The following is a 22,948-nucleotide window of genomic DNA, read 5'->3' on the forward strand; positions in this document are numbered from 1 at the left end:
CCATCCCGAACACGGAAGTTAAGCCCTCCAGCGCCGATGGTACTTGGGGTTCACCCCTGGGAGAGTAGGTCGTTGCCAGGCAAAGATACAAGCCACCTCGTTGGAGGTGGTTTTTTTGTATTCTGTAAAAGCCAGTGGGTCAAGAAACGATCGAGAAAACCAACCTCTGACTTCAGTTATGCCGTATTCGATATGCCCTGCATAGCCATCGACATTTTTGGTTTTAAAACCGTCCCTCTCGCCCAATTTGAGCATATATTCCAGCGCTTCGGCAATTTTCCGGCCAAACGGGGCTCCCAATCCGCTGTCGGCGTCATCCAAAACGCTTTCAATCGCCAGGAACTTTTTCAGTTCTTCCAGCTAGATGGGAGTGGGCGTCAGATGAGGGGATGAGCTGGTCTTGCACTCTTTTTTTGAACTCTCTGGGATCGTGGTGAAATTGGAACAGATGATACATGGGAAACGGTTCAAAGCAATCCGGATGTTATGATCGACTGCAAGGATTCTGCTGTTCTTCTCAAATATCGATGAAGAGCGCTGTTTTCCTCTGTGAGGGAGATCAGATGGAAGAGATGTTAATGGTATGCAAAAGAGCAGGAGAAGGATGGATTGTGTATTGATTCCTCCAAATGTGCCCCTTCAGTTAGTTGCACCGTTGCACGTTCACCAAATGGATCCGCGAAGATCAAAGAATCTGCACCAGGATATCCAGTGGTGCTCTCGGCGGAACAATTTGGAAGGCTCTCAAGTCAAGCACATGGTAAGGAAACATAAGCCGGAAAAATCCATCACGGATGCCGATGGGCTGAGTTTGACGCCATGTTGGAACATAAGGCAAAATTGGTTTGGAAGAAGTTTTGGCAAGGGTTAGCAAAACTTTTCCTTTCACCGTTCTTGCTACGGGAAAAGAAGCAAAGACAAACCTCCCGCGTTTTGGCAATGACAACAAGGGCATGAAAGCTGTCAAAAGCGGGGCGGGGAATGATCCGTCGCAGACAGGGATTTGGAAATACGGGAAGATTGCAGGGACAACGCAACCCGTACCTGCAATACACTTTTACAGAAAGAAAGAATGACGCTCCAAAAAACGTAAAAATACAAACATGGGCAACAAAATTTCAGAATAAATTTAAATCAAAATTCCTGTTGACATTATAATTGAACCTGTGTAATATAATATTTGTCGATGCGATACGAAGTAAAAAATGCCTCGATTGAGACAAATGATTTGCTAAATAACATGGAGAGATGTCCGAGTTGGCCGAAGGAGCACGATTGGAAATCGTGTAGGCGGGCAAAACCCGTCTCGAGGGTTCGAATCCCTCTCTCTCCGCCACTTAACAAATGATGATCGAGGAAAGAGGACTGAATAAGGCTCGGTAGCTCAGTCGGTAGAGCAGAGGACTGAAAATCCTCGTGTCGGCGGTTCGATTCCGTCCCGAGCCACCACTTTCGCTGGTGTAGCTCAATTGGTAGAGCAACTGACTTGTAATCAGTAGGTTGGGGGTTCAAGTCCTCTCACCAGCACCATTGAAGGGGCGTAGTTTAATGGCAGAACAGAGGTCTCCAAAACCTCCAGTGTGGGTTCGATTCCTACCGCCCCTGCCAGTATGATCGTATTGCTGATGAATCGATTCATATGGCGGCATAGCCAAGTGGTAAGGCAGAGGTCTGCAAAACCTTTACCCCCGGTTCGAATCCGGGTGCCGCCTCCATGAAAAATTGATAATCGTGCGGACGTGGCGGAATTGGCAGACGCGCAAGATTCAGGTTCTTGTGGCCGCAAGGCTGTGGGGGTTCGAGTCCCTTCGTCCGCACCAATATGTGCCCTTAGCTCAGCTGGACAGAGCGTCTGACTACGGATCAGAAGGTCGGGAGTTCGAATCTTCCAGGGCACGCCAAAAAAAGGATCGGTCGTTTTGATCGATCCTTTTTATTTTTATTTGGTCGCATAATCTGATTTTGGCTGGGCCCATTTAACGTTTTTCTCCAGTTCCTGGATCAGACCGGGTTGATCAAAATCGAAATAATCGATCGGCTTGGGCTGTTTCTCTGCTGCCTTCTTATCACTTTCATAGACGGGTTCCTCTTTTTCTTTTGTGGAATCTTTTGTGGAATCATTGAGAGCCACGACAGGAGAAAGCTGGGAAGTCGAATGGGTGGATGGGCTTTTCTCCTTCAAATGGGGCACATGCGTGCTGATCCGTTCCTGGTTCGTTGCCAAATCGGTTTCATTTGCGGGGAGTGATGTGCTTTTTTCCGTTTGTAGATTGCCTCGGGAAGCGATTTGACGGGGTGACGGGCTTTCAGTCTTGTGATCCGTGGCTGTTTGGATCACTTCTGTTTTGGGTTCAGGATTCTGGATGACTGGTGCAGCATCGGTTTGATTTCTGACCGCAGCGGTGGAAGTGAGACAGTAGGCGCCGAATGACATGATCGAGCATGCAACGCCGGCACTGATAAACCCAATCGCTTTTCGTCTGATCTGTAAGCTGAAGTCTTCGGGAGACAAATCGTCCGGCTTGCGAACCGGAGTATTCTGTTTACCTTTCATTGAGGAAACCTCCCTGCCTCGCGGTTTCGACGGATTTAAAAATAGAGGGAATAAAGAAAAGATTATGTCGATGGTAATAGAATAAATTCGCAACCTTGCGCGGAAATTCCTTCCATGATTCCGGTGTATCCAAAGAAACTTTTTCCACAGAGCGAGGATGAAATTTAAAAGGAGCTCTTTCGAGTTTTTTACTGAAAGAGCCCTTTTCCAAGTTATATTTAAAAGGTCTGATCGATAATTCCTCCGCCAAGGCAGATTTCATCCTGATAAAAGACCACGGACTGACCGGGAGTTACTGCACGTTGCCGCTCTTTGTACTCGACGCGAAATGTGCCGTCCGCTTGCGGGGTGACGAGAACGGGCTGATCTTGTTGGCGATAGCGAAATTTGGCCGTGCATTCAAACGGACTTTGCGGGGTTCCATCGCCCAGCCAGTTGATATCCGTTGCAATCAGTCCGCTCGAATAAAGAGCTTCATGATCATGCCCCTGGGCAACATATAAGGTATTGGTGGACAAATCTTTTTTTACGACAAACCAGGGTTCACCGGTTCCGCTGCCGCCAATGCCCAAACCTTGGCGCTGCCCGAGCGTGTAATACATCAAACCATCATGAGTTCCTTTATATTCCCCGTCCAGTGTCCGAATTTCACCTGGCTGTGCAGGGAGATACTGGCTTAAAAACTCACGGAAATTCCGTTCGCCGATAAAGCAAATGCCTGTGCTGTCTTTCTTTTTGGCAGTAGGCAAACCCGCTTCCTCAGCCAGTTTCCGCACTTCCTTCTTTTGCATGTGTCCGATGGGAAAGATGGCCTGCATCAGCTGGGGTTTGTGCACAGCATAAAGAAAATAGGTTTGGTCTTTGTTTGGATCGGCACCGCGGGCAAGATATTTTTGACCGTCCCGTTCAATGATTTGAGCATAATGGCCCGTGGCGATATAATCAGCACCCAGTTGTTTGGCTTTATTTAAAAACTCCCCGAATTTGATTTCGCGGTTGCACATCACATCGGGGTTCGGCGTGCGGCCTTTGCGGTATTCATCCAAAAAATACTGAAAGACTTTTTGCTCATACTCTTTTTCGAAATTAACCGAGTAATAGGGAATGCCGATGTGCGCACAGACACGCCGCACATCTTCAAAGTCTTCCGTTGCCGTGCAGTGTCCGAATTCATCCGTGTCGTCCCAGTTTTTCATAAACAGGCCGATCACATCATAGCCTTGTTCTTTTAAAAGCAGAGCGGTGACCGATGAATCGACACCACCGGACATGCCGACTACGACACGCAATTGGTTGTTTTTGCTCATAACGATCCGTCCTATGTGAAAAATTCTTAACAGCTCTCCTCTGTCAGGGCAACTTGTCCCTAACCGTTATTATACCGAAATCCTTTTATTTCAACAAACAAAGGAATCAATGGAACCAAATGGCACAATCGTAGCGCCTGCATTTGCCCCTGAAGGAGAACGATCTTGGTGAACGGTTCATTTTGCCGGAAACATTGAATAAACTGGATTTACATCATCCCCGTCCATGTTTGAAGGGGAGCGAGCCATCGGCTGTCGTAGCGCCCGGGAGGAAGTTTCCTTAACAGCGGTGCAAGTGAAAAACGTGGATGGGAAATGAAAAATGCCGCAAGATTGTCAATCGCTCCGCCGGCCGGATGTTGTCAAATGAGTACAGTTCAAGTAAGCTAAAATCAAACTGGTACACCAGAAGGTGAAGGGGCATCCCTTCAACCAAAAAGCCGACTCAGAAGGAGGGCTTATGCAAAAAAGAAAGTTTTGTTTTCTGCTATTCGGGATGCTTGTCGCTGCCTTTTCTCTGAGTGGTTGCTCTCCGGTGCTCCAGCAAATCAAACAGACGGCAGGAAGCCAAATTGATAAGCCGGACCAATTAAATCATTTGGATCAACTGGCGATCAAAGACAATCAATCAACCCAGGAGGAAAAGGAAATCGAACAAGATGATCTTCCGCGAAGCCCGGCTCCACATACGGACTTGCCGGATATCCTTGCAGACCGGGGAGAAGGAGAATACGCCGGCGACAAGTACAACCAATCAAGGGTGATCAAGGCGTTGAAGCAGATGCCGAAAGGATTGTCGGATGACAAAGCGTATGCTTATCTGTTAGGGTTGGTTGGCGAAAATTATAAAAATGATGTTCAGTTTTTTGATGAATTGGGTAAAACCAGCTATGAAGATAAAGTGAATGCATGGCAGCAGGTCGCTAACCGATGGAAGGCAGACACAACGCAAAAATCCGGTGCGAATTCATCTGCTTCAGCCAGCACGTTGCCGGCAAAACCCACTGCTCCGAAAAAAATAAATTTTGTCGTCCTTTTGGATACAAGCAAGAGCATGGACGGGGAAATAAATGGAAAGACGAAGATGGATTATGCCAAAGAGGCGATCCAAAAATTTGCCGACTCCCTGCCCAAGGATAAGACGGCTTTTCAGTTGAGGGTTTACGGCAATCAGGGAAGTGCCGAGGAAAAGGACAAACCGCTTTCTTGCCAAAGCACCGCCAAATTGGTTTCGGGTGCCGTGCCGGATCAGTCCAAATGGAAGGAAGTGCTGGACAAGATCAAACCGACCGGCTATACTCCCATGGCCCTCGCGATTCTAACCAGCAAGCAGGACATGATGCCGGGGGCTCCGACGCAAGCGGAAAATCAGTTGATCATCGTCAGCGACGGCTATGAAAACTGTGGCGGTGATCCGGTTAAGGCGGCTGAGAATCTCCACCTCTCCAACGCGCTGGCCAATGTTCATGTCATCGGCATCGATGTCGATCCGAAAACGGAAACCAAACTGAAGCAAGTGACCGATGTCACAGGTGGCGACTATACAGCGGTTGACGATCCGAAAAAATTGGATCAAGCCTTTCAAGAGCGAAAGCTCTCTTTGAAAATGGCCAATTCTCCATGGCAAATGAGAGCGCTTGATTCGATCATCAAAGAGCACCGTTTGGATGAAAATCGGCTGGAGCAGTTTCATGACAATCTGGTCGGCAAGATCGAGCAAGAATACAACCGCCTGGATCAGGCGAACCATTTCGTTGAAAAGACAGGCAAAGTCGATACGGAAACCTTCGACACGATTAATAATTGGATTCATGAACGCAAATCCCAATTGAAGGATTATTCCGATCGGCGCCAGCAGGAAATCTCTATGGAGCTGGATAAGAACTGGCAAAATCAGGCGAACGTTCTGCTTGATGACTGGAGCAAAGAAGGCGGAGATAAAACCGAGATTATTAAACAGGCCAAGCAATTGTTGCAAAACGATCTGTTGAAAAAACAAATGGATTTGTATAAACTGAAACAAAATCAAGCAGACGTGCACTAGTGACAAAAAGGCAAGGGAGAATCATCGATGGATACGGTGCCGTTTGAGTTTCGATACGACCAGCGGCTGGGGATCAAGCGTCCCTTTTTACATCAGGAATATGAGGCGTTGTCTAAAGAACTTCAAGATGAATTTGAATTGAAATGCCAGGAGATTTGTTCGCAAATTCCTGAACGGGTCAAGATGTTGGAAAGGGAGTATATGCAGAAATTCAATGATCTGAAGGAAATGGACGACGAAACTTCATTTTTGCGGCTGACGGAGGAAATGAATGAGTTGTCAAGGCGAATTTGCGATTTGAATATCCTATACTTACATATTGAAGGAACCTATCTGGCCGCAAATGTTCACGCCTGAACGGAGGCGCCAAGCCGAAAAGGAGCTTGGCGCCTTTTATGTTGCTTCCAATCTTTATCACTTTACTAAATTAACGAATTAATATAGTATACATAAATGTGTGCGATAAATTGTCATTTATATCGATATAAAGCTCATCAATGGAGTGAATGAAGAATGGGACAACAAAGGCAATTGGGTTTATGGGCGCTGATGGCAGCCATCATCGGTTCGGTGATCGGGGGAGCAGCCTTTAATCTGCCCAAGGATATGGCATCAGCCGCCAACAGCGGAGCGGTGATGATCGCCTGGCTGATTACGGGGGCGGGAATGGTGATGCTGGCCCTGGTATTCCAAAATTTGACCTTGCGCAAAAGCGAACTGACCGGGGGAATCTACAGCTATGCGCGGGCGGGATTCGGAGCGTTTATCGGGTTTAACAGCGCGTGGGGTTATTGGATTGCCTCGATTTTGGGACTGGTTTCCTTTATTCCGCTTTTGTTCAGCACCCTGAATTATTTTTATCCGATCTTTGGAGAGGGAAACAATCTTCCTTCTCTGCTGGGCGGAACCCTTTTTGTCTGGGCTTTTCATTTTTTGGTCATGCGCGGGGTGAAAGAGGCGGCTTTTGTCAACTTTATCACCACGATTGGAAAATTGATGCCTATTTTCATTTTCATCATCTTCCTGGTCTTTGCCTTTCACCGCGGAATCTTTTTCACGGACTTCTGGGGAAACGGTTCGTTTTCCTGGACTCTTATCATGAAACAGGTAAAGGATTCGATGCTGGTTACCTTATGGGCATTTGTCGGTATTGAAGGAGCCGTTGTTTTGTCCGGAAGGGCCAAACGGCATCGGGATGTCGGCACGGCGACCGTATTCGGTTTATTGGGCACATTGTTGGTCTATATGCTGATCTCCATTTTGTCCTTGGGGGTTTTGAGCAGAGAGCAACTGCAGGCGTTGCCGGAGCCGTCCATGGCTTATGTTCTCGCTAAGATCGTCGGACCGTGGGGGGCTGTTCTTATCAATGTCGGGTTGATCATTTCGATTGCGGGAGCGATGTTGAGCTGGATTCTGCTCACGATTGAGATTCCCTATGTGGCTGCGCAGGATGGCATGTTTCCCCGCAGCTTTATGCGGGAAAACCGCAAAAATACGCCGATCGTTTCCCTGTGGTGGACAAGCCTGATCACGGAAGCATTCGTCATTATCGTTCATTTCTCCGCATCCACTTATCAGGCGGTTTATTCGATGGCCAGTGTGGCGGTTTTAATTCCCTACCTCCTGTCAACACTATATCAATTAAAGTTGGTAAAAACGGGGGAAACTTATCTTAATGATAAAGATAAAGTGCGGGATGGTCTGATCGGATTTCTGGCTGCACTTTATTCTTGCTGGCTCCTGTATGCCGCGGGCCTGGATTATTTGCTGATGGTCTCTTCTCTTTATCTGGCGGGATTTGTGCTCTACATCCCCATGCAACTGTCCAGGAAGAGAAAGCTGTTCAAAGGCCAGGACTGGCTGGTCGCCTTGGCCATTTCCGGTGCGGGAATCGCAGCGATCGGGATGATCCTCACTGGCAACTTATCCCCATAATTTACCATTGTAAAGTTTTTGTTAATCAAGATTAAAGGATTTATAAAAAGTGTGTTGAACCGGTTTTCAGTACACAATATTAAAGATTAATATATTCTTGGTTGAATTTTGGTTGACTGGGAGGAAATCACGTGCTTTTTAACCGCTCTAAGGATCGCCTTTTTTATCAAATGATGGTGGATGCCACAGCCAATATCATTGAAGCTGTGCAATTGTTCCGTGAGAATGTGGAAACACTCGAAGAGAAAGAAAGATATGCGGAGCAAATCAAAGAGCTGGAAAGCAAAGGGGATGAGTATACTCACCTGCTCATCAAAGAGTTGAATCAAACCTTTGTGACTCCGCTCGATCATGAAGATATTTTAAAATTGGCACAAACCTTGGACGATGTGATCGACGGGATCGAAGCGTGTGCCGCCCGTTTCGTTTATATGCATGTTGACAATCCCACCCCGTATCTCAGCAAATTTGGGGAGATCTTTGAAAAATCGGCCGTGTACCTGCAAGACGCCTTCAGGGCTTTGGAAAAAAGGGACTATGCCGGGATTCGCAAGATCTCGATTGAAATCAATATGCTGGAGAATGAAGCGGATAAATTAATGCGTGAAGGAATCAGCTCTCTGTTTGAGGAGCCGGTCGACTTGATCCAGTTAATCAAGATGAAAGAAATCTACGAAAAACTGGAGGACGTGACAGATACCTTTGAAGACGTGATGGATATCATGGAAAGCGTGGTCATGAAGTATGCTTGATCCTTTTTGGATATTGGTGGCTGTGATCGCGCTTGCTCTGGTTTTTAACTTTACCAATGGTTGGCACGATACCGCCAATGCGATTGCGACGGTGGTCGGTACGCGGACGCTGTCGCCGTGGATGGCCATTTTGCTGGCAGCTGTTCTCAATTTGGCGGGTGCGTTTTTCTCAACGGAAGTGGCCAAAGCGATTGGGGAAGATATTGTCAACATCCATTATGTTACTTTAATTGTGCTTCTTTCCGCGTTAATCGCCGTGATCGTCTGGAATGTGATTACGGTTTTAATGGGATTGCCGACCAGCTCTTCCCACGCCCTGATCGGCAGCATTATCGGTGCCGCCCTGGCTTACAAGGGTCCTTCGATCCTGCAATATCACGGCATTATTACGATTTTAATTGCGATGCTCATTTCTCCCGTTCTGGGCGGGATCGTCAGTGCTGCCATCATCAAATTGATTCGCGGATTTTTCAGCAATATCCCCCGTTCGCGGGTGAAAACGATCTTCAAGTATTTGCAGATTCTTTCCTCCGCTTTTATGGCGTTCAGCCATGGTGCGTCTGATGCGCAAAAGGCGATGGGAGTGATTGGGATGGCTCTCTTCGCTTTCGGTTCGCACTCGCAATTTACGGTTCCATGGTGGGCCACAGCTGCATCGGCACTGATCATGGGGGTGGGAACAGCGGCAGGAGGACGTAAAGTGATTCATACGATTGGATCGCGTCTGAGTCGCCTGGAAACCCCGCAAGGTTTTGCCGCAGAGACGGGAGCTGCTTTTTTGCTGACCACGGTGGCGAAAATCGGAGTGCCCGTCAGTACGACACACACCATCACCGGCTCGATCATCGGGGTGGGAGCGGCGGAACGCTTGCGCAGTGTCCGCTGGAGCGTTGCCGGCAAAATTATCTACGCCTGGGTGCTCACTTTGCCGGGAACAGCCGTGATGTCGTACTTACTGTATATGGCCTTGAAATTCCTTGAACCCTAAGCTGCGGCAACAGCCTGTTCATCATGACGAACAGGCTGTTTTTTCTTTTTGGCACGGCATGAAGGAACGATTTTTTCGTTGCTGATTTGGCGGAAACAGGACAGGCGTGATATAGTAAAAGCAGTGAAAAAATAAAGCAAAAATTTCCAAGCTAAAGGCTCAAATGCCTCCAATTATTTTAAATTTAAAGTATGAATCCCGGTTTGGGCTGATACATAAGGGAAGGGGAGAAAAACGGCATATGATATGGAAAAAGCAGGAGGAGTCGTTGATGACAGAGGTGGCATGGTACGATGAAGTCCTCAAACGCAAAGACGAGATGCTGGAAGAACTGAAAGAGTTCCTGGCGATTGAAAGCGTTTTAGATGAGGCCGACAGCGGATTGGGAGCCCCGTTTGGCCGGAAAATTGCCGAAGCGCTGGAATATATGCTGAAATTGGGCGAGAGGGACGGTTTTAAAACCAAAAATGTCGATGGCTATGCAGGGCATATCGAATACGGGGAAGGAGAAGAACTGATCGGCGTGCTCGCTCATGTCGATGTCGTTCCGGCCGGTGACGGATGGACCTCTCCTCCTTTTGCCCCGGAGATTCGTGACGGAAAATTGTATGCACGGGGAGCCATCGATGATAAGGGACCTGCGATGGCGGCCTATTTTGCCCTCAAAATCGTCAAGGAACTCGGTTTGCCGCTGTCCAAACGCGTTCGTCTCATCTTGGGCGGAGATGAAGAATCGCAGTGGCGTTGTATGGCACATTATTTTGAGCGTGAAGAGATGCCGACAATGGGATTTTCTCCCGATGCTGACTTTCCGATTATCTCGGCGGAAAAAGGACTTTTGGATCTTCGTTTTGCGGGAACCAATGAAAAGAGCGAAGCGAAAGACGGCGAATGGAAACTGGTGCAATTCAAAGCGGGACAGCGGGTCAATGTGGTTCCTGACCTGGCAGAAGTGAAGCTGGCGGGCGAAGGCGATGTGTTTGAACTGAAAGAGAAAGTGCAGGACTTTTTGCTGACCCATCGAATACAGGGATATGCCGAAGAAAGAAATGAAGGAGTTACCATCTCGATCAAAGGGCGTGCCCATCATGGATCGGAACCGGAAAAAGGGTTGAATGCCGCATTGGAAATGGCCCGGCTCCTGGCTGCAATTCCGCTCGATTCCGCAGGGCGGCAATTCATTGAGACAATCAATCGCTATCTGGTGGATAGCTTCTTCGGAGAAAAACTGGGGATTGCCATGGAAGACGAGTTTACAGGCCGTTTGAAGGTGAATGCCGGCATTTTCAGCTATGAAGCGGAAGGTGAACGGATGATTCGCCTGAACGTCCGCTATCCGAAATCGGGTGAGGGAGAAAAAATTTGCGAGGCGATTGAAGAAAAACTGGCGGACGATCATTTCCGCATCACGGAGATCGACCATAAACCCGCCCACTTTGTTGAACCCGATCATTCCCTGATTCGGATCTTGTCCAAGGTTTATGAGGAGCAAACCGGAGAAAAAGCAGAACTGTTGGCGATTGGCGGAGGCACTTATGCGCGCGTCCTCGATGTCGGAGTCGCTTTTGGGCCATTGTTCAAGGGACGGGAAGAAACGGCACATCAGCGGGATGAACACATTGTGGTTGAAGACTTGTTAAAAGCGACGGCCATCTATGCCCAGGCGATTTATGAACTGGCCAAATAACATGCAAAACCCCCCTCTCGATTCTTCCGGTGAGAGGGGGGTTTCTCATGGTTCCATCTTATAGATCTTGTAGAGAAAAGAGTGCGGATTGGTATCGCCGGGCAGTTGCCGCGCGATCTCGATCGGAATCCCTTGCTTGATCATTGTCCGGTGAATCGCCTCAAACTCCCTGGCGTCGTACAGGGGAGAATTATAATTGTTCAAATCCACTGTTTGCCCGTCCTTAAAGAAAACGAGGTAGACCAAACGGTAAGGGCCTGGATTGAACGGCCAACGTTCCGGACGATAATCCAGCTCGATGTGATCGATATCTTGCCAGCGCTTGGCTTTCATGGTTTCCATATTCCAAAATTCGTTGTAGGCGATACCACGCCGGGTGACCAGCAGATAGTTGTCAAAGGAGAGAACCACAAACGGGCTGCAGAGCAGATAAAAGGCCGAAAAAAGGAAGAACAGCCGTTTGAGACGGCCCGGATTTTTCCGTTGTTGAATAAACATGGTGATAAAAAGGGCGACCAGGCAAAAAAAGGCGAACACAAAAGCGTGTGAGATCGGTGTTCCGCTTAAGTATACCTGGTCAGGCTCCGTATAGTTCATCTGTTGCAGGGTGAAGAACAAAATCCAGGCGGCAAAGGCGACAGCGAAAATGACGATCAGTCTGAGTATAACGGAGAAAAACTTACCCAATGAGTCGATCCTCCATCTTTAGGATTCATTGATTAAAAGAGAGCGCAGTTCATCCATCACCTTTTTCAAACAGGTGATAAAACGCTGGAGTTCAGCTTCGGTCGTTTCTTTTCCAAACGTGATTCGCAGGCTTTGAAAAGCTGTTTCTTCATCTGTGCCCATGGCCATCAGCACATGGGAAGCGGCATGTTTTCCCGCACTGCAAGCCGAACCGCTGGAAACATAAATTTTATTGCGACTAAGCTCCAACAACACGGCCTGCCCCTCCACGCGGTGAAAGCTCAGATTAAGGTTGTTTGGCAAGCGCCGGGTGGGATGACCGTTTAACACCACTTCGCCGATTTCATCACGGATGCGCTGCCAACAAGCATCCCGCAATCGGGTTAAGCGCGCGGATTCCGCTTCCGCTTCCTGTGCGGCCAAATAGGCGGCTGCACCAAACCCGACGATGGCCGGGGTATTTAACGTGCTCGGACGCAATCCCCGTTCCTGACCGCCGCCGTGGAAAAGGGGTTCGATTCGCACCCCTTTACGGATGTACAAAGCGCCGATTCCCTTTGGACCTCCGATCTTGTGACTGCCGATCGAGAGCAGATCCACGCCCAGATCGGCCACGGACATGGGGACTTTTCCGAAATATTGCACGGCGTCGGTATGAAACAAAATGGAACTTCTCTTCAGCAGCCGGCTGATTTCCGCGATCGGCTGTATCGTTCCGACCTCGTTGTTGGCCGCCATGATGCTGACGAGAATCGTTTTATCCGTAAGGGCTTTTTTCACATCTTCGCTGCGGACAAGCCCGAACCGGTCGACAGGGAGGTATGTCACCTCAAATCCTTCTCTTTCCAGTTGACGGCAGGCTTCCAGCACAGACGGATGTTCGATGGAAGAAGTAATGATGTGGTTGCCTTTGTTTCTGTGTTTGCGAGCTGCTCCGATCAAGGCGAGATTGTTGGCTTCGGTGCCGCTGCCGACAAAAATGATTTCGCGCGGAGAGTCGGCATCGATCGCTTCAGCCACTTGCCGGCGGGCGTGTTCGATCGCTTCGCGGCTGACTTGCCCGAAGTCGTGAATGCTGCCGGAGTTGCCGTACTTTTCCCTGAAATAAGGGAGCATGGCTTGAAGCGCTTCCTCCCTGACCGGACTGGTGGCTCCATAATCGAGATAAATGGTTTTCATACACCCAACTCCGCTTCCTGAAATTGTTCTTTCATTATTATAGCGAAAAAAGAAAAAGATAGGTCTCACTTTGCCAATCTGTCAAAAAACCAATCGAGAGGCAAGTGAGATTAATCACATTTTTCTCTGTTACCTTCTGATTTAAAATGAAAAAGATAATTTTGGTGGTTGACTTTCTGAACAATCCTGAGAAAATAAAGGTGAGCAATTTGTTAAGAATTTGTGAAAGGATAAACAAACATGATCCGAGAAATGACCGATTACGTGGTGGTAGGGAGCGGTATTGCAGGATTGGTGACAGCGCTTTCTTTGGCTGAAACGGGAAAAGTTGCCGTTTTGACCAAGTCGCAGAAAGCCGACAGCAATTCCTACCGGGCCCAGGGGGGGATTGCGGCGGCGATCGGGGAAGACGATTCGCCTGAATTGCATCTCGAGGACACCTTGCGTACCGGTGTGGAACTTTGTGATCCGAAATCGGTGGAATGCATGGTAAAAATGGCTCCGGAAACCATCCGGATGTTATCGGATTGGGGAACTCCCTTTGACAAAAGAGGAGATCAGTTTGCCCTCGGTCGGGAAGGATCGCATACCGTTTCCCGAATTTTGCACGTGATGGGAGATTCAACCGGCGCCGGCATCACATCCGCGTTGTTGAAGCAGGCCGTCGCGCATGCAAACATCACTCTTGAAACGCATACGATGGTAGCCGATTTGCTGGTAAAAGACGGAGTTTGTGCCGGAGTGGTCGTCGCGGATCCGGATCGGGAACCGATTGGTTATTTTGCAAAAAAAGGGGTTGTCCTGGCGACCGGTGGCTGCGGTCAAATCTACCGGTATACGACCAATCACCTTGTCACGACGGGCGATGGATTTGCGATGGCTCACCGTGCCGGAGTCAAGTTGATGGATATGGAGTTTATCCAGTTTCACCCGACCGCGCTGGCAGTCGAGCAAAACCCGATGTTTCTTGTTTCCGAAGCGGTTCGGGGAGAAGGAGCGGTTCTGGTAAACGATGAGGGTGAAGCATTTATGGAGCGGGTTCACCCTTGGAAAGACTTGGCGCCGCGTGATGTGGTTTCCCGGGCGATTTATATGGAAATGCAAGCAGGGAGATCCGTTTATCTGGATGCGACGAAGCTGGGACGGACATTTAAGGAGAGGTTCCCCAAAATCCATCGCCAGGCGGTGCTTTGCGGCATCGATCCCGAACATGACCTGATCCCGGTTACACCGGCGGCTCATTTTATCATGGGCGGAATTCGTACCGATCTCCAAGGCCGGACTTCGCTTCCGCGGTTGTTTGCCTGTGGGGAAGTCGCTTGCACCGGAGTGCATGGAGCCAACCGGCTGGCGAGCAACTCGCTTTTGGAGGGGGCGGTTTTCGCGCAGAGAGTGGCGGCAGAGCTTTCATCCTACAGCGAGCGGAGTGGAGCGGCGTTTGACGGAGAATTTGTATCTCCAATTTTGTGCAGTGATAAGCAAACTGAGGAAACGATCAAAGACCGCATCCGGGAGATCATGTGGGATCACGCGGGAATTGTTCGCTCGTCCGAGGGGCTTAAACAGGGGCTTTCCCTGTTGGATGAAGTAAAAAAACAAGTGAGACCCGGGATGCTGGAATGTTTAAATATGTTAACAACTGCACAAATCATCATGAAAGCAGCATTGTGGCGCAAAGAGAGCCGCGGAGGTCACTATCGCTTTGACTATCCTGATCCAAGTCCGGATTGGGTGCAAAGGCACAATGTGATTTAAGGGGGACCAAGGATGAACACAGTTGCGTTACGGCAATTTATTCGTGAAGCTTTGAACGAAGACCTGGGAGTCGGGGATTTGACGACCGAAGCGCTCGTTCCTGCCGGGCATCAAAGCTCTTGTGTCTTTATCGCCAAACAACCCGGCGTCATTGCGGGCTTGCCCGTGGCGAAGATGGTGTTTGAAGAGCTGGAGCCGCAGATTGCCTGGACGGCATTGGTCGAGGAAGGGGCGGAAGTGGAAAAAGGGACTCCGGTTGCGCGAATCTCCGGTCCGACGAGTGCCATTTTGACCGGGGAACGGGTTGCCCTCAATCTGTTGCAGCGCATGTCCGGCATCGCCACCATCACCCGCCGGTTGGTAAAGAAACTGGAAGGTTTGAATTGCAAAGTGCTGGATACCCGCAAAACGACACCGGGTTTGCGCCAGCTGGAGAAGTATGCAGTCCGCGTCGGCGGGGGGAGCAATCACCGCTTTGGCTTAAGCCACGGGGTGATGATCAAGGACAATCATATTGCGATGGCGGGCAGTCTGGCCAAAGCGATTGAAAAGGCGCGCAACTATGTCGGTCATATGGTGCAAATCGAAGTGGAAGCGGACACGCTGGATCAGGTTAAAGAGATTTTGAAATACGATGTAGACGCCATTTTGCTGGATAATATGGATCTGGAGACCATGCGGGAAGCCGTACGGCTGATCGATGGAAAAGTGTGGACGGAAGCGTCGGGGGGAATCACACCGGAGACGATTCGCGCGATTGCCGAAACAGGTGTGGATGCCGTTTCGCTCGGCTGGTTAACACATTCGGTCACCTCACTCGATATCAGTTTGGACTTTGAAAAAGGAACGGGGGATGCCTGATGGCGATGGATCTGCTTGGCTATGTCGATATGGAAATGCCTGAACAGTACCGTACGATGGGAAGCGAAGAATTGGATGCGCGAATCCGGAGCGCCAAGGAGCGGCTGGGCAAAGATCTTGTGATCCTGGGACACCATTATCAGCGGGATGATGTGATCAAATTTGCCGATTTTCGCGGTGATTCCCTGCGCCTGGCCCGGATTGGCTCAGAGCAGAAAGAGGCCAAGTATATTATTTTCTGCGGCGTCCATTTTATGGCCGAAACAGCGGATACGCTGGCGCAGGATGAGCAAATGGTCATTTTGCCCGATTTGAGGGCCGGCTGTTCGATGGCGGACATGGCTGATATTGAAGAAGTGGAAGAAGCATGGGAAGTGTTGCAGGAGAAGTTTGGGGACACGATCATTCCGGTCACTTACGTGAACTCCACCGCGGCGATCAAAGCGTTTGTCGGACGGCACGGGGGAACGACCTGCACTTCGTCCAACGCGCATCTCGTTCTGGAGTGGGCCTTTAAACAGAAAAAACGCATCCTCTTCTTGCCGGACCAGCATCTTGGAAGAAATACAGCCTACAAAATGGGCATTCCGCTGGAGCAAATGGTCATATGGAATCCGCAAAGCGGCCAGTTTGAAGAGAACAAAGGGAGTTTGCAGGATACGCGGATGATTTTGTGGAAAGGGCATTGTTCCGTGCATCAAAAATTTACCCCCGAGCAGATTCACCGCATCCGCAAACAGGATCCGGAGATGAAAGTGATTGTCCATCCCGAATGTTCTTTTGAAGTGGTGCAGCTCGCTGATCAGGCGGGTTCAACGGACTATATCATTAAAACGATTGAAGCCGCTCCGCCCGGAAGCAAATGGGCGATCGGAACCGAAGTGAATCTGGTTCACCGCCTGGCGGAGGAGCATCCGGAACAGAAAATCGTATTGCTCAGCACCACCATGTGCCCCTGCCTGACGATGAACCGGATCGACCGTCCGCATTTGCTGTGGGCATTGGAAAGTATCCTGGAAGGCCGCCCGATTCACAGAATCGAAGTGGATGAAGAAACGAAAAAATGGTCCAAAGTAGCTTTGGATCGCATGCTGTCGTTAAAATGAAATGTGGAGGAGTGGAGATATTCCACTCCTTTCTATTTATCGGGCAGCGACCACGAGCCGGAAAAAGAGAGATACATGGTGCCGACAGCCCCTGAGGAGTGGAGGCAAAAAGAAAAACGGGCGCATTCCCCGGCGCCCGATAAACCGTTGCGAGTATCATGAAATTATTTTACACAGGACTTATGAATATAAGCAGTTTGCCCGCTCTTTAAGCGGATTTGAAAGAAATCGCCTGCAGACCCTGTCTTCGTAAGTATGGTGCCCTTGCTTACGCGTTGCAGAACCGATGCGGAAAGCGAGGGAGCAGAACGGATATTGGCAAGATAGGCCGTGACCGTCAGTTTGGATGCAGATGGCTTTGCGGTTGAAACAACCTTTGCCACGGAATGATGGACGTAGGCCGTTTTTCCGCTGCTCAAGCGAATCCGATACCATTCCGTGCTGTCGGCAGTCAATGTAAATTTGCTTCCCTTGCCGGCCTGCGTGAAAATGGCTGAATTCAAGCTGGGACTTGTGCGGATATTGGCCCTGTTAACCGTGATGGCAATCTGGCCGTTCGCCGAATGGAACTGCGGAGCCGGAGTCGGTGCCGGTCCGGTCTTAACGCCCGAGACTTTTACGTAGGGTTTGTAGACAAAACCGGTGCGCCCGTTTGGCAATTTCACCTGGTACCAGTCACCGGAGATCCCGGTCAACGACAGACGCGTTCCCTTTTTTAAGGTGGTCAGAACAAATGACCCTGTGGAAGGGCCGGTGCGCGCATTCACATTTTGTCCGGTAATGATGGCCGTACCCGTGGCAGGCTTTAAGCCGACGCGACTGTCACCCCGCCAATGGTTATCGCTTTTGCCGGAGTGAATCCAGACGGGGGTTCCCTCATAAATCGTGTTGTATAAGGCGATCACATCTTTGTTATTCATGCGGATGCATCCATTGGAAACATGTTTTCCGATCGAATGGGGATTGTTTGTCCCGTGGATGCCATAAGTACGTCCGCGGTCGCCGTTAACGCTGATTCCGTTCCAACGAACCCCGAGAGGGTTGTCGGCCCGTCCGCCGGGAATGTTTTTCCATCCCGGGTTTACGATTTTCACAACAATCGGAAAAGTTCCCTCCGGCGTCAGATTCTTGCTTCGCCCCGTGGCAACGGGATAGGACCGGATCACTTTTCCGTTTTGATAGAGATAGAGTTTATTGGTGGTTTTGTTCACTTCGATCTTGTAATCGGGAAAAGCGGCCGCGTGCGTGTTGTCAGGAAACAGGATCACAATCAGCGCGAGCGCGACAAGACAGGAAAGATAGCGGAGCCATTTATTCTTTGGCAATGAGTCTTCCCCTCCCATTTATGTTTGGGAATTATGCTCGCAACGGACAAAAAATGGCAAATTTCTTCTGTCTATTTCGATCATAATCTATTCATTATGCGATGTGAAGTATTGTTTTTTACGAGATTAGTAAATTATTAAAGATGCGGTCATCCAAATTTATGCACATCACGATGACGGAAGCCTTGCAGTATTCTGTTTCCTTTATTACAATAAAGCAAATTGCACATCGGTAGGAGGAACCGGCTTTGTACAAGATGATATTATTTGATGTCGATGGAGTTTTTTTAAGTGAAGAACGCTGCTTTGATGCTTCGGCCTTGTCGATTTGGGAACTGCTCTACGCTCCGCATTTTTTGGCGGCGGAAAAAGACAGGCATACGACGCAGCCCGGGGAAGAGCAGATTCGATTCATCCGGGAGACCGTGTTTGATCATGACCGCGTTTTGGACTGGATGAAGTCAAAGGGAATCAATTCCAATTGGGATATGGTTTTTTTGGGATTTTCCGCACAGCTTTTGCAGCTTTTGAAAACTCTGGTACCCCGGCATAAAGAAAAGGTGGAACGGTTTTTGCTTGAACCGATTACCGAAGAATCCCTTCGTTCCTTGGCCGGCTGGGGCAAAGCGGAAATCGCCTCGTTCCGGCCATCATTTGCGGCATTTCCCCAACTTTTCAAAGGGAAGCAAGCGATCAGCAAACATGAGTTACTCACCTATTTCAATGAACTCGCTTCCGAGTGGTTTTCCATTCCGGTCACCCAGTTTTCCCGCAACAGCTCATTATGGGAACTGGGATATTCGGTTTATCAGGAATGGTATCTCGGAGCGGAGCTTTACAGGCAGACCGAAGGGAGAGACGCGAGGGAATCGGGCAAAAAAGGTTTTTTATATCAGGAGATTCCGCTGGCACAGCCGGAGAAGATCCGCAAGCTGTTGACCGGTTTGCGTGAGCAAGGGATTACGATCGGCATCGGGACGGGACGGTCCTTCCTGGAAACAAAGGTTCCGTTTGAACAGTTGGATCTCTTCCCGCTGTTTGCGGAAAATCATATTGCGACGGCCACGGATGTCATTGCTGCGGAAGAGGCTTATCCGGAGTTTGCCCCGCTGGGAAAGCCGGAGCCGTATACCTATGTGAAAGCGTATCTGGGCAGAGAAGCTGAAATTTCTGCATGCCTGCGGGAAGCTTTACCGCTTGCCGATGGAAAACAAATTTTGATCGTCGGAGATTCGGTTGCGGATTTCCTGGCCGCCCGCAAGATGGGGTGCGATTTTGCCGCCACCTTGACCGGGTTGACGGGGCAGGCGGCACGGGCGAAATTTGAAGAGTTGGGTGCTGATTTTATCCTGGAAGATGTGACTTGCCTGGAGAAGATTTTTGCGAACGGGTCCGTTTAGGTTGACTATAAGAATCGATTTTTAGCATAATAATAAAGAGGTGTAACAATTTGATTTAACTCCCTTGGCCTTTGCCAAGGATCTATTTTTAATGATTACATAGGAGGGTTTGATATGGCTAAATATGAATTGCCGGCTTTACCCTATGCTTTTAACGCTCTGGAACCGCATATTGATGCGCAAACCATGGAAATTCACCATGATCGCCATCATGCAACCTATGTCAACAATCTGAATGCTGCGATTGAAGGGCAAAACGTAGGGGAAAAAACGGTGGAAGAGCTCATCTCCAACCTGAATGCCTTGCCGGAAAGCATTCGCACCGCTGTCCGCAACAATGGTGGCGGTCATGCCAACCACAGCCTTTTCTGGCAAATTCTCAGCCCGAACGGCGGCGGACAACCGACCGGCGAAGTAGCCAAAGCCATTGACGAAACCTTCGGCAGCTTTGACGCATTCAAAGAAAAATTTGCCGATGCTGCGGCCAAACGTTTTGGAAGCGGCTGGGCTTGGCTCGTTGTCAAAGACGGCAAACTGGAAATCCTCAGCACCCCGAACCAGGACAATCCGCTGATGGACGGCAGCGGAACCCCGATCCTCGGGCTCGATGTTTGGGAGCATGCTTATTACCTCAAATATCAAAACAAACGTCCGGAATACATTAAAGCATTCTGGAACGTGGTCAACTGGGAAGAAGTAAACAAACGCTTCCTCGCTGCACGCGGCTAATATATCAGGTACAAAAAAACCTTCAGCCTTTCCCGGCTGGAGGTTTTTTGCATCTTTCGGGTGCCGGGGGCGAATCGAACAGAGTACGCGTTTGTCCGGATTAACTGGCAGGAACTTACTATTGAGGTGCACAGAGGATTGCTATAGAATGACTGATGTAAAATTAAAATACTTGTATTTAATTTCACCCCTTTCAGGCGCAGGTTCATTCATAAAACGGCGGTGTGAAAGGGAATAAACAATAGGGGAGGTAATTGAGTGAATATTGCGAAAATAACCTTCCCGCTTGTCGTTTCATTCTTGCTGACGCTGGGGATATTGCCCTTTCAACAGCGTCAGGCTGAAGCGGAGAAGAAGATCACACTGGTCAAGATGAAACAAGAGAGTGTTGCCATGAAAATGAAACAGCAATTACAAGCGGGTTTTAACTATAAAGACTGGACAAATAAGACCACGTTTGCGGACGCAGCGGTTCAATACGTGACGAGGAAATATCATTTACGACAAGTCAGCAAGAGCGACAGGGATATGCGCAGGGAACCCAAAGTGAAACATCATCCGGAACGGCATCGCCCCAAGATGCGTGTTTCGCCGGAGGAATTAGCCCTCCTGGCCCACACCGTTTACGGGGAAGCGCGCGGAGAATCGTTTAAGGGACAAGTGGCTGTGGCCGCCGTCATTCTCAACCGCGTCCAAAGCGATGAATTTCCTCATTCCATTCGCGGGGTGATCTACCAGCCCAACGCTTTTACTGCGGTCGATGACGGGCAGATTCATTTAAAACCGGATCAGGAAGCGTATCGGGCGGTAAAAGAAGCGCTGGCAGGGGCGGATCCGACGCATGGAGCCCTTTATTATTACAACCCTGAAATTGCCACCTCCACCTGGATGGAGAAAAAGGCGAAGCACCGAAAAGCGATTCACATCGGCAATCATCTGTTTCTGAAATAACCATCTCCTTTTTCTTTTGCTCGGTGTTTAAAATAGTGTAGAATATAAAAATACGGCTTCCCCTCATAATCACGGTCCATAACTCGCACACTACCTTCAAGGAGGTGGTTTGCATGCCGAGGCGGGGGAGAAATCGCCTGTTGGTTCCGGGTGCTGAAGAAGGGGTGAACCGCTTTAAAAAAGAAGTGGTAAACCAGGTGCTCGGGACGAATATAACCAATCCGGAAGACGTAAAAATGGAAGTGGCCAAACAGTTTGATATCCCCCTCCGGAAAAGAGGAGGAAATGGAGACATCCGGGCAGAAGATGCAGGGAAAATCGGCGGGTTCATCGGCGGAAACATGGTAAAAGAAATGGTCCGCTTGGCGCAACGGTCGATGGCTCGGAAAGATTGAAAGATGGTTAATATTGCTCATAAAAAATGTGGATTTTATCCATTGACGGGACGGGAAAAGTATAATGGGGATGAACGGTGCAAAGGGGGGGAATCGCTATCGAACGCATATTGCTGCTTTCAATGGGATTTGGGACAGGCCATAATGCTGCTGCGAAAGCGTTAGAATGCCAATTTGCAAAACAACGGCCGCATCTTTCGGTTGAAGTGGTCGACCTTTTAAAATTGATTCCTGGATCCTTCCATCCCCTGTTGCAATCCGGTTATCAGGGTATGTTGAATAAATTTCCAACCCTGTATCATTACCTTTATGATTGGACTCATCACAATAAAATTATTCGCTATGTCTCGAGCGAGATGATCGAAAAAATGGGTTGGACGATCCGGAAAAAACTGAGCCAGCTCTTTCCGGATGAACCGGCGCGCATTGTGACGACCCATCCCTTCGGCACACTGCTCTGTCCGGCTGACTGGGAAAACGTTCTTACTGTCGGCGTGGTTACCGATTATGAGTTGCACCCGATTTGGCTCGCCAGGGTTCCGGATGTTTTGTGTGTACCGAAACAGTTGCTCAGGCGCGGGGATCTGGAACGCATTCAATGGAAAACGGGATTGAAATTGCTGGAAACGGGCATCCCGATCAATCCCGCGTTTTATGAAGAAGTTTCCGCTTTGGAGGCCCGCTTGCAGTTGGGGCTTGATCCAAACCGGCCCGTGGTGCTCATCATGGGCGGCGGTACAGGCCTGGGTCCGCTGGAACAAATTGTCGAAGAGCTGAAGGGATTCACCTGGATTCAGTTTGTCGTTTTAACCGGAAAAAACCACAATCTCTACCAACGTCTCAAGAAAAAACACGATTGTCCCCATATTCTCATTGAAGCGTTCCGGCGCGATGTGGCCTTGTTCATGTCGGCTGCTGATCTGCTTGTGACAAAACCGGGTGGCCTGACGATCAGTGAAGCGATTGCCAAGCGATTACCGATGTTTCTTTTTGAGGCTTTTCCCGGCCAGGAAGAAGCAAACCAGCAGTATTTATTGCATCATCGGGTGGCGATGATTACACGTCCCTCCACCATTCGCATTCAGATTGAAAAATTTTTTTCGCCCGGCTTTAATCGCCAGCGGATTCGTGAGAGATTTACGCCGCTTCTCTCACCGGGAGCAAGCCGGCGGATCGTGCGCGAAACACTGACGGCGAAAGAGCCTGTTGTACAGACTTTATGAAGATCGTGCGAGCCGATCTTGATAAAGTCTGTTTTTCTTCAGGCACTTGCAAAAGATATTTTGGCGCGAA

General features: G+C 49.2%; 20 protein-coding genes, 7 tRNA genes and 1 rRNA gene. 23 read left to right on the plus strand and 5 right to left on the minus strand.

Features of this window, described 5'->3' with window-relative positions:
* From rrf to I8U18_RS00045, 9 genes are all read left to right on the plus strand, one after another.
* A 5S ribosomal RNA gene (gene rrf / locus I8U18_RS00005) occupies nucleotides 1–81 on the plus strand; the annotation flags it as partial.
* Nucleotides 73–393: a hypothetical protein gene (locus I8U18_RS00010; protein ID WP_198064369.1), complete on the plus strand. Its 321-nt coding sequence runs from the start codon at nucleotides 73–75 to the stop codon at nucleotides 391–393. The genes rrf and I8U18_RS00010, both read left to right, overlap by 9 nt.
* A gap of 849 nt (nucleotides 394–1,242) precedes the next feature.
* Nucleotides 1,243–1,336 (plus strand) — tRNA-Ser (locus tag I8U18_RS00015).
* Between the two features lie 37 nt (nucleotides 1,337–1,373).
* Nucleotides 1,374–1,449: transfer RNA gene (locus I8U18_RS00020), tRNA-Phe, on the plus strand.
* Between the two features lie 5 nt (nucleotides 1,450–1,454).
* Nucleotides 1,455–1,530 (plus strand) — tRNA-Thr (locus I8U18_RS00025).
* Between the two features lie 4 nt (nucleotides 1,531–1,534).
* Nucleotides 1,535–1,608: transfer RNA gene (locus tag I8U18_RS00030), tRNA-Trp, on the plus strand.
* A gap of 33 nt (nucleotides 1,609–1,641) precedes the next feature.
* Nucleotides 1,642–1,715, plus strand: a tRNA-Cys gene (locus I8U18_RS00035).
* 18 nt (nucleotides 1,716–1,733) lie between these two features.
* Nucleotides 1,734–1,820 (plus strand) — tRNA-Leu (locus tag I8U18_RS00040).
* Nucleotides 1,821–1,824: 4 nt separating this feature from the next.
* Nucleotides 1,825–1,901, plus strand: a tRNA-Arg gene (locus I8U18_RS00045).
* Nucleotides 1,902–1,939: 38 nt separating this feature from the next.
* Here I8U18_RS00045 and I8U18_RS00050 read toward each other — a convergent pair.
* Nucleotides 1,940–2,554 carry a hypothetical protein gene (locus tag I8U18_RS00050; protein ID WP_198055150.1) on the minus strand — a complete coding sequence of 205 codons (615 nt, stop codon included), beginning with the start codon at nucleotides 2,552–2,554 and terminating at the stop codon, nucleotides 1,940–1,942.
* Nucleotides 2,555–2,772: 218 nt separating this feature from the next.
* A complete protein-coding gene (mnmA, locus tag I8U18_RS00055) occupies nucleotides 2,773–3,861 on the minus strand; it encodes a tRNA 2-thiouridine(34) synthase MnmA (RefSeq protein ID WP_198055151.1) in 1,089 nt (362 codons plus the stop codon).
* A 460-nt stretch (nucleotides 3,862–4,321) separates the two neighbouring features.
* Here mnmA and I8U18_RS00060 point away from each other — a divergent pair, with 460 nt between their 5' ends.
* From I8U18_RS00060 to pepV, 6 genes are all read left to right on the plus strand, one after another.
* Nucleotides 4,322–5,905 carry a VWA domain-containing protein gene (locus I8U18_RS00060; RefSeq protein WP_052154460.1) on the plus strand — a complete coding sequence of 528 codons (1,584 nt, stop codon included), beginning with the start codon at nucleotides 4,322–4,324 and terminating at the stop codon, nucleotides 5,903–5,905.
* A gap of 27 nt (nucleotides 5,906–5,932) precedes the next feature.
* Nucleotides 5,933–6,262 (plus strand): hypothetical protein, encoded by a 330-nt coding sequence (locus I8U18_RS00065; RefSeq protein WP_033102380.1) that lies wholly within the window; start codon nucleotides 5,933–5,935, stop codon nucleotides 6,260–6,262.
* Nucleotides 6,263–6,418: 156 nt separating this feature from the next.
* Complete coding sequence (locus I8U18_RS00070) at nucleotides 6,419–7,840, plus strand: basic amino acid/polyamine antiporter (protein WP_198055152.1); 1,422 nt, start codon at nucleotides 6,419–6,421, stop codon at nucleotides 7,838–7,840.
* A 131-nt stretch (nucleotides 7,841–7,971) separates the two neighbouring features.
* A complete protein-coding gene (locus I8U18_RS00075; RefSeq protein ID WP_033102382.1) occupies nucleotides 7,972–8,592 on the plus strand; it encodes a DUF47 domain-containing protein in 621 nt (206 codons plus the stop codon).
* Complete coding sequence (locus tag I8U18_RS00080) at nucleotides 8,585–9,580, plus strand: inorganic phosphate transporter (protein WP_198055153.1); 996 nt, start codon at nucleotides 8,585–8,587, stop codon at nucleotides 9,578–9,580. Before I8U18_RS00075 ends, I8U18_RS00080 begins: the two co-directional genes overlap by 8 nt.
* A 271-nt stretch (nucleotides 9,581–9,851) precedes the next feature.
* A complete protein-coding gene (gene pepV, locus I8U18_RS00085; RefSeq protein WP_198064370.1) occupies nucleotides 9,852–11,267 on the plus strand; it encodes a dipeptidase PepV in 1,416 nt (471 codons plus the stop codon).
* 45 nt (nucleotides 11,268–11,312) lie between these two features.
* Here the strand turns inward: pepV and I8U18_RS00090 are convergent, their stop codons facing one another.
* Together I8U18_RS00090 and I8U18_RS00095 are read right to left on the minus strand one after the other, a co-directional pair.
* Nucleotides 11,313–11,954 (minus strand): Asp23/Gls24 family envelope stress response protein, encoded by a 642-nt coding sequence (locus I8U18_RS00090; RefSeq protein WP_033102385.1) that lies wholly within the window; start codon nucleotides 11,952–11,954, stop codon nucleotides 11,313–11,315.
* Nucleotides 11,955–11,972: 18 nt separating this feature from the next.
* Nucleotides 11,973–13,133, minus strand: a complete 1,161-nt coding sequence (locus I8U18_RS00095) for a cysteine desulfurase family protein (RefSeq protein WP_033102386.1) — start codon at nucleotides 13,131–13,133, stop codon at nucleotides 11,973–11,975.
* A gap of 240 nt (nucleotides 13,134–13,373) precedes the next feature.
* Here I8U18_RS00095 and I8U18_RS00100 point away from each other — a divergent pair, with 240 nt between their 5' ends.
* Genes I8U18_RS00100 through nadA form a run of 3 tightly spaced genes read left to right on the plus strand, consistent with a single transcriptional unit; the run spans nucleotide 13,374 to nucleotide 16,855 of the window.
* Nucleotides 13,374–14,888, plus strand: a complete 1,515-nt coding sequence (locus tag I8U18_RS00100; protein ID WP_033102387.1) for an L-aspartate oxidase — start codon at nucleotides 13,374–13,376, stop codon at nucleotides 14,886–14,888.
* Between the two features lie 12 nt (nucleotides 14,889–14,900).
* A complete protein-coding gene (nadC, locus tag I8U18_RS00105) occupies nucleotides 14,901–15,749 on the plus strand; it encodes a carboxylating nicotinate-nucleotide diphosphorylase (protein WP_198058922.1) in 849 nt (282 codons plus the stop codon).
* Nucleotides 15,749–16,855 (plus strand): quinolinate synthase NadA, encoded by a 1,107-nt coding sequence (nadA, locus tag I8U18_RS00110; RefSeq protein ID WP_370589358.1) that lies wholly within the window; start codon nucleotides 15,749–15,751, stop codon nucleotides 16,853–16,855. Before nadC ends, nadA begins: the two co-directional genes overlap by 1 nt.
* A 164-nt stretch (nucleotides 16,856–17,019) precedes the next feature.
* On the opposite strand, the gene I8U18_RS00115 is transcribed toward nadA, so the two are convergent.
* On the minus strand, nucleotides 17,020–18,180 hold the full coding sequence (locus I8U18_RS00115; protein ID WP_198064371.1) for an SH3 domain-containing protein: 1,161 nt from the start codon (nucleotides 18,178–18,180) through the stop codon (nucleotides 17,020–17,022).
* Nucleotides 18,181–18,437: 257 nt separating this feature from the next.
* On the opposite strand from I8U18_RS00115, the gene I8U18_RS00120 reads away from it, so the two are divergent.
* The 5 genes from I8U18_RS00120 to I8U18_RS00140 all read left to right on the plus strand — a co-directional run bounded on the left by I8U18_RS00120 (nucleotide 18,438) and on the right by I8U18_RS00140 (nucleotide 22,878).
* Nucleotides 18,438–19,580, plus strand: a complete 1,143-nt coding sequence (locus I8U18_RS00120) for an HAD family hydrolase (protein ID WP_232330840.1) — start codon at nucleotides 18,438–18,440, stop codon at nucleotides 19,578–19,580.
* A 114-nt stretch (nucleotides 19,581–19,694) separates the two neighbouring features.
* A complete protein-coding gene (locus I8U18_RS00125; protein ID WP_033102390.1) occupies nucleotides 19,695–20,309 on the plus strand; it encodes a superoxide dismutase in 615 nt (204 codons plus the stop codon).
* Nucleotides 20,310–20,567: 258 nt separating this feature from the next.
* The gene (locus tag I8U18_RS00130; protein WP_370589196.1) at nucleotides 20,568–21,260 is read left to right on the plus strand and encodes a cell wall hydrolase; all 693 of its coding nucleotides are present in this window, start codon (nucleotides 20,568–20,570) and stop codon (nucleotides 21,258–21,260) included.
* A 113-nt stretch (nucleotides 21,261–21,373) separates the two neighbouring features.
* Nucleotides 21,374–21,655 (plus strand): alpha/beta-type small acid-soluble spore protein, encoded by a 282-nt coding sequence (locus tag I8U18_RS00135; RefSeq protein ID WP_033102392.1) that lies wholly within the window; start codon nucleotides 21,374–21,376, stop codon nucleotides 21,653–21,655.
* A gap of 77 nt (nucleotides 21,656–21,732) precedes the next feature.
* Nucleotides 21,733–22,878 carry an MGDG synthase family glycosyltransferase gene (locus I8U18_RS00140; protein WP_152568643.1) on the plus strand — a complete coding sequence of 382 codons (1,146 nt, stop codon included), beginning with the start codon at nucleotides 21,733–21,735 and terminating at the stop codon, nucleotides 22,876–22,878.
* Nucleotides 22,879–22,948: the final 70 nt, after the last annotated feature.

Source organism: Thermoactinomyces sp. CICC 10522 (assembly GCF_016055075.1).
Lineage (GTDB): Bacteria > Bacillota > Bacilli > Thermoactinomycetales > Thermoactinomycetaceae > Thermoactinomyces_A > Thermoactinomyces_A daqus.